Here is a 14180-nt window from a genome sequence, read left to right on the forward strand (position 1 = left end):
CGATGAGTTTTATCGGGTGGTATATCCACCGTTGGCGAAGATCGTTTGTCCGGTAATCCACCAGCCATCAGTTGCCAAGAAGTTCACGATGGGGGCGATGTCTTCGATTTGGGTGAGCTGATTGCCCATGGCCTGAGACTTGTGGAATTCGACGCGTTCTGGAGTTTCTTGGCCATAGAAGAACGGCGTGTCCATGGGGCCGGGAGCAATGGCGGTCACGGAGATTCCGCGGTCCACGTATTCCTTGGCCGCGGCTCGAGTGAAGTGCTCGACCGGACTCTTGCCGCCGGCGTACGTTGAATAGCCGTCTGTAAATGCCCCGAGTAGAGCGGTGACGATCGTGATGATCTTGCCGTCGTCGGCCAGATGTTTGCCTGCTTCTTTAATGAAGAAGTAGGCGGCCTTCGCGTTGATGTCGAACATCGAGTCGTATTCGGCTTCGGTGGTTTCAACGATGGGTTTACGAAGAACCTTGCCCGTCGTATTCACGGCGACATCAATCTGGCCCAGTGCCTGCTCTGCGTCGGTGAATAGACGAGCGATGTTTCCGGGATCCGTGAGATCTCCTTGGAAAATGGCACCGTTGACTCCCTCTGCTTCAACAGCCCTGAGGGTGGCTTGTGCGTCGTCTTTGCTGGAATCCGAGTTGAAGTGGATTGCGACGTTGGCTCCGGCTTGCGCCGATTGGCGGGCGATGAGACCGCCAAGGTTCTTGCCGCCACCGGCAATCAGGACGTTTTTGCCTTTGAGAGTGCGTGTGTTCATGTCACTGCCTCCATAACGACGATATATATACCCATATCAGTGGTATATGAGCTAATCTAACAGTATGGCACAGCAGGCGGCAAGAGATACCCGAGATCGGCTCATTGAAGCCGCAGCGGAGCTCGTGGCTACCACCCCAGGAGAAGACATCTCCCTGCGCGAAGTGTGTTCGATGGTTGGGGTGAAGATGCCGACGCTCTATCACTTCTTCGGTTCCAAGCAAGGCCTGATCGAAGCAGTCACTGAGCGTGGCTTCGACATGTACCTAGGCCAAAAGTCGGCCATGGAGTCATCTGGCGACCCAATTCAGGACCTGCGGCATGGTTGGGACGTCCATGTGGATTTTGGTTTGGCGAATCCCGGCTTCTACACCTTGATGTATGGAACCGTACGTCCTGGATTTATACCTGCAGCACAAAATAAAGCTAGTGCGATTCTTCGCGATCTGACAGCACAAGCGGCTGCCCAGCACCGTCTTGTGGTTTCTTCGGAGCAGGCCGCCGCGCATATTCTCGCTACCAATGTTGGCGTGACATTGCGCCAGATTGTATGCGCCAAACCCGATCCTGAACTGTCCCGTGCCGTTCGTGACGGCGTCCTCGCGACAATCACCGGAACCCATCGCCATGATGATGGGGGAGACCCGATTGCCTCAGTGCTGGAGTTCGCTGGGGCCCACCCGGAGGTTCTGGGAGAGGAAGAGACTCGTCTTCTATCCGTCTGGTTAAGGCGGCTCAAAGCTAAGAGCTGAGCAGGTGTATTGAGGGTGACGTAGCTGGATTTGCCGTGTCGGTAGAAAAGGTGGGCGTGTCGTGGCGTCTAGCCCTTAGCTCGTTACTTACTCGGAGAGAATCTGCGCGAGAACCGTGGGATGGCTGTGTTCGACGTCTTTGGCAGCAGTCAGTAGCGTCAGGCGTTTTCCTTTGACGCACTGACGCAGTTCTTGCAAGGCCTGTCGACCGGCTTCGGTGGCTAACTCATCGTGGTATCGGCGGGAGAATTCATCGAACTTGTCCGGATCATGCCCGTACCATTTGCGCAGTTCGGTGGAGGGGGCGACGTCTTTGTTCCAGTCATCGAGCTCGGCGTCTTCTTTGCGAATGCCGCGGGGCCAAATCCTGTCGACCAGAACGCGTGTTCCATCATTGTGGCTGGATTGGTTATAGATGCGTTTGACGACAATGTTCATGCTTCACCTATACACCGGACAGGCTGGACCGGTCGAGGGTTCGAAAGCGGAGCCTCACGTGACTGGCGAACATTTGACTGTCACGGCCGCATCTCCGGGCTCATGCAACTCGACATGCTGACTGAAATGATGTGTACTCTCCGCAGACTATTTCCACCAGCCCTGGTTTCGATCCTGGTTCCAGGGGTCACCATGCTTCTTCTCTAATTTGTCTTGTTGTTTCTGTCGGAGTTCTTCTTTGTACTCCTGAGCCGTTTCGTGAGTCATATTTCCGAAAGCCTTGTTGCGTCGCTGAAAGTCTTCCTCGGACTCGCTCGCTTTCCATGGAGATAAAACAAAAAAGCTCGGTAGCGACCCAAGCAACCCTGCTGCGGCACCAACCCAAATGAACTGGGGATCCATCCCGAATAATGGTGTAACAACGGCACCTGCAATCGTCATGCCGGCCAACTCAGTCACCGCAACAACCGGCCCATGCGGCATCGTTTTTTGCTGTTTCACCTGTTCGTGACGGTTCATCAACGTTGTCAAGCAGGTGCCTAAAACTCCGATAAAAATCGCGGTCACGATAAGGGAGCCAATGGTCAACCGTTCTGAATCTCGTACGAGAGCAAGATTGAGGAGAAGAATAGCGACGAATACGGGAACAGCGTTGAGTGCACCGATGAAGATTGATCCTGACATTGCGTACTTAAGCGAAACGGGTTCGAAAGCCATGAAACCTCCCAAATGAAAGTGCGCCCCGAGGCTGACCGAGTTTGTTCCTCGGGGCGCACAGTGGTGAAAACTATATTAGCTGCAGGCTGAGACGACCCTGTCGACTCCGAGGACTCCCTCGAGGACCTTAACCGCGTCTTCACCGATCTCGGACTACAGTTATGACCTGCAAGGCAATGTCACCCAACGGGATTCTTCACAGGCTGCCGTGGGTAGCGAGCAGGCGCAGAACACTGCGTTGAGCTATAAATACGACGATCAGGGTCAAATGACCTCGAAGAGTCTCGACGCTCTGGAAAGCACATTTTCCTACACACCTGGGGGTGTATTGCAGAGGTTGGGATACACCGAAGGTGAAACGCAGAAGTCGGTCAGTTTCGGCACCGATGATCATGGTCGACGCACTGACATCTGGTACGGGGCGAACACTGTTCCCAACAACAAGGATTGGGCTGTGTGGAAGCACTCCGATTATGACAAATCCGGTAATATCGTGCGCCAAACCGTCAAACAAGCCGGGGCTGTGGCTGCGACTCCGGGCAACCTCGGTGGGATCCAGACGATCAGTCAGGCACAGTACTGTTATATCCCCAAGATCAAGCCTCGTGACTGTGGCACAGCTACTGGAAATGCAGTGGATAAGGTCCAGTCCGTGTACACCTTGACCGCAGGGACAAACACCGGCTTCGCTACCTACTATTCCTACGATGCTCGAGGCAACCGCATCAAGACCGAGCATACGATTGGATCAAACCCGGCCACTGTCGATACGGACACGTTCAACGCTCAGAACCAGACCACCAGCGATGGATGGACTTATGATGCCGACGGCAACCTGACGTCTTCAGAAAAGGCTGATAGTACGTATAACTCGGTCGGTCAAAACACGAAAACTACGTTGAAGGACGGGTCGAACACCACCCAGAACGTCTATGCCGGGGGTTACGCAGAAGCAGATGTTGGGACAAACCTCGTCGAAGAAAGGCTCCTATGCTTATTCATACGGTTTGGATGATCGCTACGGTAACCCGCAGGTGGAGAAAGTATCCCATGGCGGCAAGGACGCCTATGTGAAGCATGACCCGGTGACTGGAGACCCGTTGTTCTTGCGGGACACGGATAAGACCAGTGTGCACATGTATATTGCGGATCCTATCAACGCACAGATTCGTATTGTGAAGGACAATGGGTCTTCCTCGGATGTGAAGTCCTTTGATCCATTTGGGGCGCGTGATGAAAAGGTGACGACCAACGACCGAGACGCCTTCGACCCTTACCGATACCGATTTGGGCTTGTTGATCACGGAGGGACAGGGCGATACCTGTTCGGTGTGCGGCATTACGATCCGGGACACGGTGTGTGGGTGGAACAGGACTCCTTGGATTCTCCGGTTGATCCGGTGAACGCAAACCGATATGCCTACGTAGGAGCGGATCCGATCAATAACATCGATCCGGCCGGAAGAAATGCTCATAAAGTCAACCTGCAAGCGTGTTTTGGCCTGTGCGGCGACCTGGGAGTTACCTTCAGTAACGAAGGAAAAGCAAACCTAGAACTTGGCGCGGAGGTTGGCCCTAAGGCTTCTGCTGGGTTGACTCTCGGGGAAACAACTAACAGTACCGGAAGCGGTGATTTCAGTGTTGGTGGCGGGTGCTCAGGTGGAATTGGGGTCGGAGGAGGATTTAATACCGGATATAATATCCTGTCCAACACCGGTTACGCCGACGCGGGATTTGGTGGTGTCGAAGGCTTGGGGTGCTCGGGTGGAATATTTGGAAGCATACCACTTAACTAAGGAGAGGAGTGAAATGGGCTTAGCATTTACGATCGCTGGAATCGTGGCATTTTTCGCCGGCCTGTCATTGATGATTAGGAATAGATGGCAAAAGAAACACGATCGAATACCTGATTATAATACCTCATTTGAAGAAACAACTGGCATTAGTAAGTATGCGCGGCATAGCTTGCAATTTATCAACTCGATATTTGTTATGCTAGTATCGCTTGCATTTATCGGAGCTGGCATCATGGCGTTTCAAGGATTCTTCAGGTAGGTTTGCGATCAGTCCGCCCTGGATATGATTGATGGGGGCGGGTTGGGGCGCAGATATTCACAATTGATTACAAATGTTAAATATATGGATGCCAGGTAAGGTACGTTGCATGGATGTGATAGTCGGATTCGTATACCTCGGAATCGCGTTTATAGCACTAATTGTAGGAATTTACTGGCTATTAAATATAAAAAATATAATCAACGGGAGCTCAAAAAGAAATAAAAGTGTTGTAAACTCATCTCCAGCTCGACGGGTAGGATTCAGGCTGGGCACGGCTTTCGGATGCATGGCTATCGCCACAGCGTTCGCGATTGTGAATATACTCTAATTATTTTTTTCAGACCCCTCTAATTTCCTATTGCGTCGTGCGGTCGATAAAAATAGATCTGGCTAATACGAGCGGCGCTGTGGTTTTTGGCGTCATATATCCCCCGCGATTGCGGGACACACATAAGACCCGTATGTGCGTGTACATCGCTGACTTAATCAACGCACAGACTCGAATCATGAAAGACAGCGGGTTTTCCCGGATTGGTTGCCGAACTGCGACGGATCTATCCGAGCAGCTGAGAGTGACATGTCATCTCTTCTGAATGGTTCCGCAAACTCACGCGAATAGCTGGGGCTGCGCCGGCCCGTGGCGCATACGTCGATCATGGCCTCACGGGTACTAATAGGTCACGGCCGGGGCTCCGGGAGGCAATGGCTGCCGTCTGTGCTGGTGACACCTTGGTGGTGACCAAGCTCGACCGACTAGCTCGTTCTTTGCCGGATGCTCGAGATCTTGCCGCCGAACTTACCGCCAAGGGTGTGACTTTGAATATCGGCGGCAGTGTCTACGATCCCGACGACCCAATCGGCAGGCTGCTATTCAACGTGCTCGGCATGGTTGCCGAGTTCGAGGCTGACCTGAGCCGGATGCGCACCCGCGAGAGTATGGCCGTTGCTAAGGCCAAGGGTCGACTGCGAGGTAAGAAGCCGAAGCTGCCCGCCTCGCGGGAGAAGCAACTGGTCTCGCTGTACAGGGGCGGGGAGCATGCGACGGCGGAGATTGCGGAACTGTTCGGTGTGGCTCGATCAACGGTCTACCGCGCCATTCAACGCGCTGGAGCATGATCGACCGAATCGCCCTTCAGGGCCAGTGGCGTCAGCGTCACCCAACAGGTATCATTGGAGATGTGAAGGGCAGTAGCCCTGAGAAGGAAGCCAGGCAGTCATCCGGACGGTTCGACGAGCCTGGCTCGCGTATTTAACGGACAGGGTCAGGTAATTTTTCTGACCCTGCTATCTACAAGGGGTGCTACTCGTTGGATCCATGGGCCGCGCCTTTGGTGGCACCAAGCCACAGCATCTGCGATCCACAATAGTGGTTCCTCTGAGGCCGAGGGAAAAATGTAGCTAGGACTGTGAGGGTATTCAGCGAAGGCATTTCTTAGGACCTTCTTGTCGATGACAAGGGTGGAAGCATCCTGTTCCAGGTAAAGCCGATCAACTTCGCATCGCGGGAGATCCTTAGCCAATGCAGACAGGCAGAGTGGCCTGGCTTCCTTGTCTTTCAGCCCGCTCGCTACGTATATCGAAACCTCCACGCCAAGGTCAGAGAAGCTCTTGAGTACCTGTTTACGTCGTGAGTCCTTCTCGTCCTTGAAGTGGAGACGTTTTTGTCTCGGTAGCATGAGCCCTCTCACGGACTTACGCGTCTCGTTGACGTCGTTGGGGGCTACTGCACTGGCAGCGATGTAGTAATCGTTGCTCTTGGATTCGTCAACGAATACGTGAGAACGGGGAGCGTAGTTAGGCACCTGAGGATTCTATCGGTCTCGTGTTGCCCGTGTTGGGGGGGGGCTTCCGAGTCCCTTAGGAATAGATCGCGAGGGGCATGACACGCATAGAAGAACCGCGCACTCTAGAATCAAGCTTAAAGTCCACGTATTCCGAAGGAGGCGCCTGGCCAAGGCTAGGTGCCTGATCGATCAGATCCCGTAGTTTTTCTAGGCCATGATCGAGCGCTGTCGGGGTGAGGTTGCGGAGGAGCTTGTTGTGAGAAAACGTCGGCATGTCCTGTTCGACGGGTGAGATGACTTTGCCGAGTACTGTAAAAGTGCCATCAAGAAGGCGGTCTGGGTCGTCTACGATAAAGTGCACCAGATCGCAGATAGTGATCAGTGTGAGTTCGGGGCGGGTATCGACGCGACCGTAGTACTCGCGCGTGGTCTCCTGCCGCGTGTCGGCCTTGACGGCGTTTGTAATCGCTCTGGCGAGTTCTCCCTTAGCTTGGGCGTTGAGGTCCATTTTTTCGGCGTGCTGCACTCGAGCCTCATGACCTCCTTCTTCAGGGAAGCGGAGGAGGTAGTCACGCTTCACGTTAAAACGCGTGATGGCCTCGACGAGTTCTGGAGATATAACGTCCAAGGCGAGAGTGAGCTCGACCGGGTCGAATGTGGTTGTGTACTCGACAAATTCGCCTGGTTGTAGCTTTTCCGCCTGTTCGGTGGAGGTCAGGCGTGTCAGCTGTTCCTTGTCTTTAAGAGACTGCCTGACGAGGTGCAGGTTGTACGCCTGGGAGTATACGAACTGTTGACGCGATGCCGTTCCGGTGGTCTGAGTCCAGCTTGATGATAGGCCCGCTTCCACTTCCGCGCTGGCCTTGGCACCGCCGAAGAACGGTATTCTGCCTGATCCTTCGCCCTTACCTGACGTTGATCCATCTGCTGTTGTGTCGTTGCCATCCTTAGAGGCAAACTCGCGCGATTCCTCCGTCAGTAGTGGATTTTGCATGATCTGCTGGAGTATCCCGGCAACCTGGTCAGAGTTTTGGTAGATCGTTGCGATAGGGATGCTGGGAACCCCAGCTGATGATGCACTATTAGCCATGATCAGATCATCCAGCATTGGTCTGGTTGGCGGCAAGAAACATGCGTTCTGGTGAAGCGCCCAACAGGATTACAGACGGAATATACGCCCGTTTGACGGTTCCTCACCGGGGCACTCGACGAAGTTTCCGCCCAGGCCGGGGTGCCGCTAGTTTCCGCGGTCGTTCAATTCCCATAAGCCCCGCCCGAATAAATGCCCGGTGAAGGTGTGTCAACCGGTACAGTTGTTGACATGCTGATCGGTTACGCACGAGTCTCGACGACTGAGCAAGACCTCACCTCCCAGAAGGACGGTTTGAGTCGACTTGGCGTAGCCGAGTCGGACATCTACGTCGACCACGGTCTCACCGGCACCAATAGGTCGCGTCCGGGCCTGCGGGAGGCTATGGCAGCTGTCCGTGCCGGAGACACCCTGGTGGTGACCAAACTCGACCGGCTGGCCCGGTCGCTGCCGGATGCCCGCGATCTCGCAGCTGAGTTGACGGGTAAGGGCGTGACGCTGAATATCGGTGGCAGCATCTATGACCCCGAAGACCCCATCGGCAGGCTGTTGTTCAACGTGTTGGGCATGGTCGCCGAGTTCGAAGCTGATCTAATCCGTATGCGCACTCGGGAGGGCATGGCAGTAGCCAAAGCTAAGGGGAGGTTGCGGGGTAAGAAGCCGAAGCTCTCCGTCTCGCAGGAGAGACACTTGGTCTCGCTGTCTCGGGGTGGGGAGTATACGACGGCGGAGATTGCGGAGCTGTTCGGGGTGGCCCGTTCCACGGTCTATCGAGCCATCCAGCGTGCCAGAACATAATTGGCCCGTTTGCGAATGGTAGGCGTCTTAAGAGAGGTGTGGCCTTAACCGATGCGCTTCGTCGACAGGGCCCACCGATAGATAAGTGAGCCCTGTCCGTAGGACTTAGTCCATCGCAAGCTCTGCCAGGAGTGCTTGAACTCGCTGGGCGATATCGTCACGAATCAATCGCATGCGCTCCTGGCCTTCAATACCCTGGCGAGAAGGCTCAACAGTCTCCCATCTCTGTATTGAACCTGTCATACCTTCAACAGGTTCAATATGAGCTTCGGTGCCGATAATGATGATCCGATTAGCCTCCCGGAGCAGCTTCGCGTCTATAGCTTTGGGATATTCGCCGTCGAACGAGGCTCCCACCTCGGCCACAGATGCTTCCGAGGCCCGGTTAAGTCCCTGGCCAGGTTGTGTTCCGGCTGACTGGACGATCACTCGTCCGTTGGAATACAGGCGAGCCAAAGCAGCAGCCATCTGAGATTTGCCAGCGTTTTTCACGCAAATAAATACCACACAGGGGCGAGGGTCGGTCATGAAGACACCTTCTGATGGGGGTACCGGCGGCGCAAAGCCAGGGATACATAAACGAGGCCGATGAGGGCTGGTACTTCGATCAACGGCCCAATGACTCCTGCCAGGGCCTGTCCGCTGGAGGCGCCGAAAGTCGCGATCGATACGGCGATCGCCAGTTCGAAATTGTTGCCCGCGGCGGTGAAAGCTAGCGTCGTGGTGCGCTGATAGGAAAAGTGCAAGGCCCTTCCCAGGAGATATCCTGCACCCCACATGATCGCAAAATATGCGAGCAGGGGTATGGCAATACGTGCGACATCCACTGGTCTGTGAGTGATCTGATCACCTTGTAGAGCGAAAAGAACCACGATGGTGAACAGTAACCCGTAGAGAGCCAGAGGTCCGATCTTCGGTAGGAACGAGGTTTCGTAGGCTTTTCGGCCCCAGCGGCGTTCACCGATGCCACGCGAGAGGAACCCGGCCACTAGAGGTATCCCGAGAAAGACCAGCACGGATCCGGCGATGCTGACAGTCGAAACATCTAGATGAGCTTGCGGTAATCCAAGCCAGCCAGGCAGAACGTTGAGATAGAACCAACCTAGCCCGGCGAAGGCAATGACCTGGAAGATGGAATTGGTCGCCACCAGTACGGCCGCTGCCTCTCGGTCTCCGCAGGCCAGGTCATTCCAGATGATGACCATAGCAATACAGCGGGCCAGTCCGACGATGATCAGGCCGGTTCGATATGCCGGTAGGTCCGGGAGAAAAATCCACGCCAGAGCGAACATCACGGCCGGTCCCACGACCCAATTCAGAATTAAGGATGAGACCAGCATGGGTTTATCTGAGGTGACGTGACCGAGCCGGTCGTACCGGACCTTGGCCAGCACCGGGTACATCATCACCAATAGCCCCAGGGCAATCGGCAAGGACACGCCTTGGACCTCCATTGCAGACAGGCCTACACCCAAACCTGGAACCAACCGGCCTAACCCCAGACCAGCGATCATGGCTAGAATGATCCACACCGGCAGGAACCTGTCCAGGGCCGACAGCCGCCCGTCTGTCGCTGAATCAACGCTCACCGTGAGATCCTCCCCTCAGAGCCGTTGCAGCAAACTTCAGGTTCGGCGTCGAAATCACCGGTACCACCGCATACTCCGGTCTCCGGGAGGTCTAGCTGCACACTTTGAGCGGCTTGAATATCCCCTGCCAAGTAGGCGGCAATGGAACGAACCTGTTCAAAACCAGTCATCGCCAAAGATGACGGAGCTCGACCATACGATTTGATCCCGGCGATGAAAAGACCTGCATCCGGTTGCTCCAAGGAGCGGTATCCATGCGCCGGTACCGATCCACAAGAATGCCAATTCGGGTCAATATCTGCAGCGATACCAGCAGGAGCTTCTAGTTGCCGGTCTAAATCCAGGCGGACCTCGGAGAGAAAAGAATGATCTGGGCGGAACCCGGTGGCACATACGATCCGGTTCAACCCCTCTATCGTGTCTCCGTCTGAGGAGACCAGAGCTACCGTATCCTCAGCCTCAGGGTGAACTGCAGCTGCCCTGAACCGGGTGATGACGGTAATCCTTCCGTCGGAAATTGCTCGACGAACCTTATCTCCCAGTGCTGCACGGGCAGGAAGCTCGTCATTTTCTCCGCCGCCGAGAGCTTGATCGATGGAGCCTCGCCGCACTGCCCACACCACCGAAGATGCAGCATTTTCACCCTGGCGGGTCAACGCCACCAACGATGTCAGTGCTGAGGCACCTGAACCGAGAACAGCCACCTTCTGTCCAGCCCAGCACGGGTCAGCAGGATCAGGCATCGAGTGAACGATTCGGTCCGCATGGTCGATTTCCCCAGCCACCGGATATCCTTCAGAACCGAGCGGGCTAGGTCGTTGCCACGTCCCGGTCGTATCAACCACCGCACGAGCTAAGGCCCGCTCGATGACCCCATCAGGCCGGAGGGCATGTATGACAAAGGGTTGTTCGGCTCGACCTGACTCAACTAGCAAATCCCGGTCTAGGCGGGATACCCCAACAACGCGACGGTCAAATCTAATCCAGTCGGCCAATGCCTGCCCCAGTGGATCTAGGTACTGGCTGACCCACTGCTGACCCGTGGGGTAGATAGAGGCCTTGGGCGGCTTCCACTGCGCCCTTAGTTGTTTGACCCCAGCAGCAGAGACCAGCTCCTCCCAGGGGGAAAACATGCGCACATGTGCCCATTGATGCACATTCTCGGCAACACGATCTGACTGTTCGAGTACCAGGACGGACTGATCGCGGCCACGTAGTTCAGCCGCGCAGGCTAGGCCTATGGGTCCAGCGCCTAGAACGATGACCGGAAGATCCTCCGTGGACGAGTCCATGCAACGCCTCCTATTTAGGTGTTTGTCTAAATAGATTGTTGCGTCCTGATTCGATGCTTGTCAAAATAAGAGACATGTCCATTCCAGCAGCTCCTTCGGTCCCCGTCAGGTCCTCTAGCCTCATTGCGTCGGAGGATCGTGTTCGAGAGGCTGCGGAGATTTTCAAGGCGCTGTCGGATCCGTTGCGGTTGCGCTTGTATCTGGCGATTCGACGAGCGGAACCCGATGAGGTCTGTGTCTGTGACTTGCCGGATCTGGCGGTTTCCCAAGCTACGGTCTCTCACCATCTGCGCAAGCTCAGGGAAGCAGGTCTAGTCACGGCTACACGTAAAGGAACCTGGGTTCATTACAGAGCAGTCGAGGGCGCGGCATCTGAGGCAATCAGTATCATCGGGCGCTCGGAGTGAGTGTGACGGCTGGCTGGCCTGACGGGCCGCCAGGGTCACAGTGACTTGACGCCGATGAGGTGCTCATGCGCTGCGACCCGAGACTTAGACCGTGAATCGTGCATATTCGCCCGAGTTCGCACCGCCAGTCCCGGTCCTCCGTGGAGGGTGGGTCGCAATGATCTACACCCTGGCCCTCATGTTCTTCTCATGGTCAGTGCCTATTGATAACAGTTGGTTTGGTCAACACTATTCATTCCTCCGAGGCTCCGGCGACTCGTTGGCCACCGTCATCGATGCCATAACTCACTCGGTCCTGGCAGGAGTGAGCGAAGAACTGATCAACACTGTTATCCCTATTCTTCTTCGAGCGGTGAACATCTCTCGGAAGAGCCTTGTCCCTCTTCTGTTAATAGAACGAGTTCTCTTCCACGTTTACTTCGGTCCCGGCTCCGTGACCGTCCTTATCTGGGCTGGCCTGTCAATCCTGCTGTACCGGTACACCCAGTCTGCACTGGGCCTGGTTCTGCCACGTCCAATCCACCGTGTAGGCCCGGACTATCTTCCTCCGGCTGGGGCAACCCAGCCACGGTGACCGCCTTCACACCGAATAGGAAGGATCTGTGATGAGGTGCAGCCTGGATGGGATATCGAAGTTTGAGCTTGCCGTTCGTGATGAGGTGAAAGCTTGGATGGCTCGGCGGGGCGTTCGTCAGTCGAACGTCTCCTACCGGTTGCGTGGCAAGGCAGCGCTTGTCATCCATGACTCGGCCGTCATCGTCGGGTATCTCGGAATAACAATGGCCGATCTACTCGGAACGGTTGGCACGGGCCCAATCGTGTTTCCGCAACACGCGAAAAACCCCGCCCCAGCCGAAACTGGAACGGGGTCCCGTCACACGGTGCGCCCTGTGGGGCTCGAACCCACGACCCACGGATCCTCGGCTTCACCTTGAGCATCCTGGGCAAACTTCTCAGCACCCGCATCGGCCTACTGTTCTTGGCCGTACTGGCTGGCGGCATCTGGGTTTCCAGCCAATTCGGATAATCACCCACAAAGACAAACGGCCCGGTGTCTCAGGCAGCTGTCGCCACCACAGACACCGGGCCACTTTCAATCCTCGGTCAGACTCCATCTTTTTTTGCCGGTCGGTACGACCACTGCGCCACCGACCACCGATCCCCAACGTTGACGACCGTGACGGTATAAATCCGCCGCTGCTCTGATTTGGTCTGGGAACCATCAGCACCGACCCACCACCAGTCCACGCTGTAATCCTTCGTTTCCGAACCCGGACCAGTTGGACGACGTTGACCATCCGCGTAGTTGGTGCTGATCGGATAATCCGAAATCTCCGGAGACGACACCGCAGACTTCTGCTCCGCATCCGCAGGCCAGCGGAAACGATCGTCCATCCCCGATTCGGGGAGCTTCTCAGCAGCTTCACCATTCATCAGCTCACGAGCACGCTGCAACGCCGCAGCCTCATCACTATCGATACTGGTATCCCACGTACTCATAATCTGTACCGCACCCCGCGCCACAGCCTCCGCTGAGCCACGATCCACCTGTGCGGCGTCCAACTTTTTCACTGTGTTCGCTGCCCCCGATGACCCCGAGGACACGACAGCACTCGTCGACGGCGCAGCAGACGTTGCCGGGGCCGCATCATGGTCTCTAGTGTTCAACCGGCCCGCGATGAACCCACCCACCCCAAACAGGACGATCAGCACCAGCACAACACCGATCCGTCCGGCCTTTCTAGCCTCCCCAGCCATCACTGCCTCATCTCTACTGCTCATTCGACTGTCCCAAATGGGACAGTCGAATCCGTTGTTTTAGTACGACGTCGTGGATGACTGTTCACCCACGACCTGCCACTGCCCACCGTGCTGCTCCAGGTACACGACCACTCGTTCGGAACCGCCCTCAATTTTCTTGCCGTCCTGGTTCTGCCACGTCCACTCCACCGTGTAGGCCCGGGCTTTCTTATCAGCGGCCACATCCTGATTCGCATCCCCACCAACAGGGGAGACCTCCGGCACCGAATATCCGCTGAACTCGGCTGCCTGACTGAACTGGCCTTGCAACGAATTGCGCTCCGGCTCCACCTGCTTCGCTGCCCAGTCTTGACTCATCAACGGTTTCGCTCGAATCGCTCCGGCGGTGCGGGTCTTATCCTTCGTCGCATCCCAACAGTGCTCAATCGACACCGTTGCATAAGCCACCGAGTCCACCTCGCTCCGGTCAACATCACTGGGTTTCATACATGTGCCCGCAGCGATCTCATCAGCCCCCGATGATCTCCCCGAAGAACCACTGGAGCTATGCTGCGTTGAGGCTGCTGCCGACTCCGGTTGAGTATTCCCGGCCCCGGTAAAGGCCTTCACGCCCAAGATCACCAGGGGGATAGCAACAATCACCACCAGCAACATCACGGATCCAAGAATCACGTTGTTCCGAGAAAGCCTGTACATCATGAACCCACCGTTCTCTTCGTCGCGGTTTCCA

Annotated in this window: 16 protein-coding genes; 6 read left to right on the forward strand and 10 right to left on the reverse strand. The window is 55.8% G+C overall.

Going from position 1 to position 14180, the window contains the following annotated elements; genetic code table 11:
• Window positions 1–9: 9 nt before the first annotated feature.
• Window positions 10–765 carry an SDR family oxidoreductase gene (locus D8M21_RS08255; RefSeq protein ID WP_048681003.1) on the reverse strand — a complete coding sequence of 252 codons (756 nt, stop codon included), beginning with the start codon at window positions 763–765 and terminating at the stop codon, window positions 10–12.
• Window positions 766–829: 64 nt separating this feature from the next.
• Here D8M21_RS08255 and D8M21_RS08260 point away from each other — a divergent pair, with 64 nt between their 5' ends.
• On the forward strand, window positions 830–1516 hold the full coding sequence (locus tag D8M21_RS08260) for a TetR/AcrR family transcriptional regulator (protein ID WP_048681005.1): 687 nt from the start codon (window positions 830–832) through the stop codon (window positions 1514–1516).
• A gap of 87 nt (window positions 1517–1603) precedes the next feature.
• On the opposite strand, the gene D8M21_RS08265 is transcribed toward D8M21_RS08260, so the two are convergent.
• Together D8M21_RS08265 and D8M21_RS08270 are read right to left on the reverse strand one after the other, a co-directional pair.
• The gene (locus D8M21_RS08265) at window positions 1604–1954 is read right to left on the reverse strand and encodes a DUF488 domain-containing protein (protein WP_126855795.1); all 351 of its coding nucleotides are present in this window, start codon (window positions 1952–1954) and stop codon (window positions 1604–1606) included.
• 147 nt (window positions 1955–2101) lie between these two features.
• Window positions 2102–2671, reverse strand: a complete 570-nt coding sequence (locus tag D8M21_RS08270; protein WP_048681011.1) for a hypothetical protein — start codon at window positions 2669–2671, stop codon at window positions 2102–2104.
• Between the two features lie 208 nt (window positions 2672–2879).
• Between D8M21_RS08270 and D8M21_RS08275 the strand changes: the two genes are divergently transcribed.
• The 3 genes from D8M21_RS08275 to D8M21_RS08285 all read left to right on the forward strand — a co-directional run bounded on the left by D8M21_RS08275 (window position 2880) and on the right by D8M21_RS08285 (window position 5845).
• The gene (locus D8M21_RS08275; protein WP_126855796.1) at window positions 2880–3686 is read left to right on the forward strand and encodes a hypothetical protein; all 807 of its coding nucleotides are present in this window, start codon (window positions 2880–2882) and stop codon (window positions 3684–3686) included.
• Window positions 3628–4467, forward strand: coding sequence for an RHS repeat-associated core domain-containing protein (locus D8M21_RS08280; RefSeq protein WP_161800271.1), 840 nt, complete (start codon window positions 3628–3630; stop codon window positions 4465–4467). The genes D8M21_RS08275 and D8M21_RS08280 overlap by 59 nt, the downstream gene beginning before the upstream one ends.
• An 877-nt stretch (window positions 4468–5344) precedes the next feature.
• A complete protein-coding gene (locus D8M21_RS08285) occupies window positions 5345–5845 on the forward strand; it encodes a recombinase family protein (protein WP_446720499.1) in 501 nt (166 codons plus the stop codon).
• A 146-nt stretch (window positions 5846–5991) separates the two neighbouring features.
• On the opposite strand, the gene D8M21_RS08290 is transcribed toward D8M21_RS08285, so the two are convergent.
• Together D8M21_RS08290 and D8M21_RS08295 are read right to left on the reverse strand one after the other, a co-directional pair.
• Complete coding sequence (locus D8M21_RS08290; RefSeq protein ID WP_048681022.1) at window positions 5992–6531, reverse strand: hypothetical protein; 540 nt, start codon at window positions 6529–6531, stop codon at window positions 5992–5994.
• A gap of 55 nt (window positions 6532–6586) precedes the next feature.
• Window positions 6587–7603 carry a DUF6414 family protein gene (locus D8M21_RS08295; protein ID WP_126855797.1) on the reverse strand — a complete coding sequence of 339 codons (1017 nt, stop codon included), beginning with the start codon at window positions 7601–7603 and terminating at the stop codon, window positions 6587–6589.
• Between the two features lie 231 nt (window positions 7604–7834).
• On the opposite strand from D8M21_RS08295, the gene D8M21_RS08300 reads away from it, so the two are divergent.
• Window positions 7835–8401, forward strand: a complete 567-nt coding sequence (locus D8M21_RS08300; RefSeq protein WP_048681026.1) for a recombinase family protein — start codon at window positions 7835–7837, stop codon at window positions 8399–8401.
• A gap of 105 nt (window positions 8402–8506) precedes the next feature.
• Here D8M21_RS08300 and D8M21_RS08305 read toward each other — a convergent pair whose 3' ends face one another.
• Genes D8M21_RS08305 through D8M21_RS08315 form a run of 3 tightly spaced genes read right to left on the reverse strand, consistent with a single transcriptional unit; the run spans window position 8507 to window position 11282 of the window.
• The gene (locus tag D8M21_RS08305) at window positions 8507–8929 is read right to left on the reverse strand and encodes an arsenate-mycothiol transferase ArsC (protein ID WP_048681028.1); all 423 of its coding nucleotides are present in this window, start codon (window positions 8927–8929) and stop codon (window positions 8507–8509) included.
• Window positions 8926–9990, reverse strand: a complete 1065-nt coding sequence (gene arsB, locus D8M21_RS08310; protein ID WP_048681029.1) for an ACR3 family arsenite efflux transporter — start codon at window positions 9988–9990, stop codon at window positions 8926–8928. The genes D8M21_RS08305 and arsB overlap by 4 nt, the downstream gene beginning before the upstream one ends.
• Entirely contained in the window at window positions 9987–11282 is a 1296-nt protein-coding gene (locus D8M21_RS08315) for an NAD(P)-binding domain-containing protein (RefSeq protein ID WP_126855798.1), read from the reverse strand. Before D8M21_RS08315 ends, arsB begins: the two co-directional genes overlap by 4 nt.
• Window positions 11283–11356: 74 nt before the next feature.
• On the opposite strand from D8M21_RS08315, the gene D8M21_RS08320 reads away from it, so the two are divergent.
• Window positions 11357–11689: an ArsR/SmtB family transcription factor gene (locus D8M21_RS08320; RefSeq protein ID WP_202975613.1), complete on the forward strand. Its 333-nt coding sequence runs from the start codon at window positions 11357–11359 to the stop codon at window positions 11687–11689.
• A gap of 1104 nt (window positions 11690–12793) precedes the next feature.
• Here the strand turns inward: D8M21_RS08320 and D8M21_RS08325 are convergent.
• Complete coding sequence (locus tag D8M21_RS08325; RefSeq protein WP_126855799.1) at window positions 12794–13471, reverse strand: hypothetical protein; 678 nt, start codon at window positions 13469–13471, stop codon at window positions 12794–12796.
• A 36-nt stretch (window positions 13472–13507) separates the two neighbouring features.
• On the reverse strand, window positions 13508–14149 hold the full coding sequence (locus tag D8M21_RS08330) for a hypothetical protein (protein ID WP_126855800.1): 642 nt from the start codon (window positions 14147–14149) through the stop codon (window positions 13508–13510).
• Between the last annotated feature and the right edge of the window lie 31 nt (window positions 14150–14180).

Source organism: Kocuria sp. HSID16901 (genome assembly GCF_003989425.1).
Classification (GTDB): Bacteria; Actinomycetota; Actinomycetes; order Actinomycetales; family Micrococcaceae; genus Rothia; species Rothia massiliensis.